Source organism: Paraburkholderia bengalensis (genome assembly GCF_037126505.1).
Taxonomy (GTDB): Bacteria; Pseudomonadota; Gammaproteobacteria; order Burkholderiales; family Burkholderiaceae; genus Paraburkholderia; species Paraburkholderia bengalensis.
Map to the genome: position 1 here is coordinate 1 of NZ_JACFYJ010000211.1, position 3,081 is coordinate 3,081.

Annotated in this window: 3 protein-coding genes; all 3 read right to left on the minus strand. The window is 68.5% G+C overall.

The window, feature by feature from the left end; translation table 11 throughout:
* A partial coding sequence (locus tag H3V53_RS42590) for a phosphorylase family protein (RefSeq protein ID WP_473766678.1) occupies positions 1-344 on the minus strand: 344 nt, incomplete at its 3' end.
* A complete protein-coding gene (shc, locus tag H3V53_RS42595) occupies positions 344-2,377 on the minus strand; it encodes a squalene--hopene cyclase (protein WP_336602954.1) in 2,034 nt (677 codons plus the stop codon). The genes H3V53_RS42590 and shc, both read right to left, overlap by 1 nt.
* Positions 2,374-3,081 (minus strand): FAD-dependent oxidoreductase (locus tag H3V53_RS42600; RefSeq protein WP_336602955.1); only part of this gene is annotated, 708 nt, incomplete at its 5' end. The genes H3V53_RS42600 and shc, both read right to left, overlap by 4 nt.

The following is a 3,081-nucleotide window of genomic DNA, read 5'->3' on the forward strand; positions in this document are numbered from 1 at the left end:
CCGCGCCGCAGCTTCGCGGCGAGCGGCGTCGCGCCGAGCGCGGTCGCAATGCGCGCCGACCAGTGCAGATCGGTTTCGACGATACCCAGCGGACTGTGCACGCTGCTGGCGACGATCAGCGTGCCGGGCGCGAGGTCGGGCGCGAGCCCGCCCGCCGTGCCGAAACTGACGATGCCCGCGCAACCGCGCGCCACCGCCTCGTTCAACGCCCGTTCGAGCAGATCGGCGCGCGCCGCGAACACCGCCTCGACGCCCTTGCCGCGCACGATGCGCGCCTCGAAAGCCATGCCCGTCACGGCGATGACCGGCCGCTGCGCGTTCATCAGATTCGGCCGCGCCGCCATCACATGCCGACGGCGACGCGCTTTTCGCCCGCGCGCGTGAGATTACGGTAGCGCGCGAGCGCCCACAACGGGAAGAACTTGCGATAGCCGTGGTAACGCAGATAGAACACGCGCGGGAAGCCCGTCGCCGAGAAGCGCTCTTCGTCCCACAGGCCGTGGTCGCGCTGTTCGGCTTTCAGATAGTCGATGCCGCGCGCGACAGCGGGGTGATCGACGTAACCGGCCGCCATCAGTCCGAGCAGCGCCCACGCCGTTTGCGACGGGATGCTCGGGGCCTTTTCGTAGCCGTGATAGTCGAGTTTGTAGCTGGTGCCGTCTTCGCCCCAGCCGCCGTCCGCATTCTGGACCGACACGAGCCACTGCGCGGCGCGCTTCATGCGCGCGTCTTCATGCGACATGCCCGCTGCGTTGAGCGCGCATAGCGCCGTCCATGTGCCGTAGATGTAGTTCATGCCCCAGCGGCCGTACCAGCTGCCGTCGTCCTCCTGCTCTTTCAACAGATAGTCGTACGCGCGGCGCGCGGGTTCGCTGGTCGCGGGCATTTCACCGAGTTGCGCAAGCATCGACAGGCAGCGGCCGGAGACGTCGGCTGTCGGCGGATCGAGCAGCGCGCCGTGATCCGAGAACGGAATGTTGTTCAGGTAGTACTGCGTGTTCTCCGGCTCAAACGCGCCCCAGCCGCCGTCGCTGCTCTGCATGCCGACCACCCACTCGCGGGCGCGCGCAATCGCTTCGTTGTCGACGTCCGACTTCGTCAGCGCCGCGCTGCGATGCATCGCCATCACGACCACGGCTGTATCGTCGACGTCCGGATAGTGCGCGTTGTTGTACTGGAACGCCCAGCCGCCGGGACGCGTGTCGGGACGGCGCGAAATCCAGTCGCCGCGCACGTCGAGAATCTGCAGCGGACGCAGCCATTCGAGACCGCGCTCCGCGGCCTGTTCGGCGCGCGCGTCGCCCGTTTCGAGCAGCGCGTGCGCCGCGAGCGACGTGTCCCATACGGGCGACAGGCACGGCTGGCAATAGGCTTCGTCGTCGTGAATGACGAGCAGTTTGTCGATCGATTGCCGGGCGATCGCGCGATTCGGGTGATCGGCGGGATAGCCGAGCACGTCGTACATCATCACGGAGTTGGCCATCGCCGGGAAAATCGCGCCGAGGCCGTCCACGCCGTTCAGACGCTCGTCGACGAACTCGACGGCCGCCTTGATCGCGCGCTCGCGCGACGCCTTCGGGAACAGGCTGTCCGTCACGCGCAGCACACCGTCCACGGCGCGGAAGAACGCGAACCAGCTTTTGCTCTGATGCCCCGAGCGCGGCAGCAGACCCGTGGTGACGGGCGCGCCGCGGAACAGTTCGTCGATGCGCACGCCGCGCGGATTGCGCGCGACGGGCCGCTTCGCGTTCAGCACCAGCAGCGGCACGATCACCGTGCGCGCCCAGTACGACACCTTCGAGAGATGAAACGGGAACCACTTGGGCAGCAGCATGATTTCGACGGGCATCATCGGCACCGCGTACCACGTCACGACGCCGAACAGCGCGAGCAGAATGCGCGTGAACACATTCGATGCCTCCGCGCCGCCGTTCGCGAGAATCGCTTCGCGCGCACGCTTCATGTGCTCGGCGTCTTCCGCGTCGCCGATCATCTTCAGCGCGAAGTACGCCTTGACGCTCGCGCTGACGTCCATCGCGCCGTCCGTGAACAGCGGCCAGCCGCCGCCCGGCAGCTGGATGCGGCGCAGGTAGCGCGCAATCTTCTGTTCGAGCTCGACATTCGGCGTTTCGCCGAGGTAATGGACGAGCAGCACGTATTCGGCGGGAATGGTCGCGTCGGCTTCGAGTTCGTAGACCCAGTGGCCGTCGTCCTTTTGCGCGGCGAGGATCGCGTCCGTGGCGCGCGCAACGGCGGCGTCGAGCGCGTCGACGGGCGCGGCGCCCGTGGCCAGCGCGGCGGCGACGGGCGCATGATCGTCGATCAGCGTTTGCGGCAGGGTTTCGCCCAGCGTCTGGGTCAGGGATAAATCGTTCATCGGCGTTCCATCGGTTCGTTCAATAGCGTATCCGCGGCCTTCTGGCCCGAGCGGATCGCCCCTTCGATGCCCGGCGGCAGACCGGTTGCCGTCCAGTCGCCTGCGAGCATCAGATTGTTCCAGCGAGTGCGCGTGGCCGGGCGGCGCATCTCGTCGTCGGGTTGCACGGCGAAGGTCGCGTGCGGCTCGACGCCCAGTTGCCACCTGAGCGGCAGATCCGCCGAGAGCCCCGTCACCTGCGCGACGTCCGCCCACAGCTTGCGCGCGAGTTCGTCACGCGGCGCGTCGGCAAGATTGCCGGCATCATAGACCGTCACCGACAACCGGCCGTCAGCGGCGACCAGCCAGTCAGCCGTCGCGTTGACGAGCCCCATCAGCGGCGGATGGCCGAGCGGCGGCTCGACTGCGAAATGCGCCGTCACGATGGCCGAAAAGTGCCGCGGCGTCGGCACGTCCGGCACCAGCGCCCGCGCGACATCGGGCGTCACCGCGAGCACCACGGCCTCGCTCGCCCCGATCTCGATGCGCTCACCGCCGTTCAGACGCAGCGCGGCCGCGCGCGGCGCCTGTGCGCCGGCGAACTCGACGGCATCGAGCCGCGCGCCGAGCCGGATCGCGGCGCCGCCATGCTGCAACAGGCGCAACGCCGGATCGACGAACGCCGAGCCGAGCCCATTGCGCGCGACGAGCGGACGGCTCGCGGG

Bases quoted from the DNA above. Each gene is read 5' to 3' on its own strand.
- shc (WP_336602954.1), bottom strand. From the start codon at position 2,377: ATGAACGATTTATCCCTGACCCAGACGCTGGGCGAAACCCTGCCGCAA.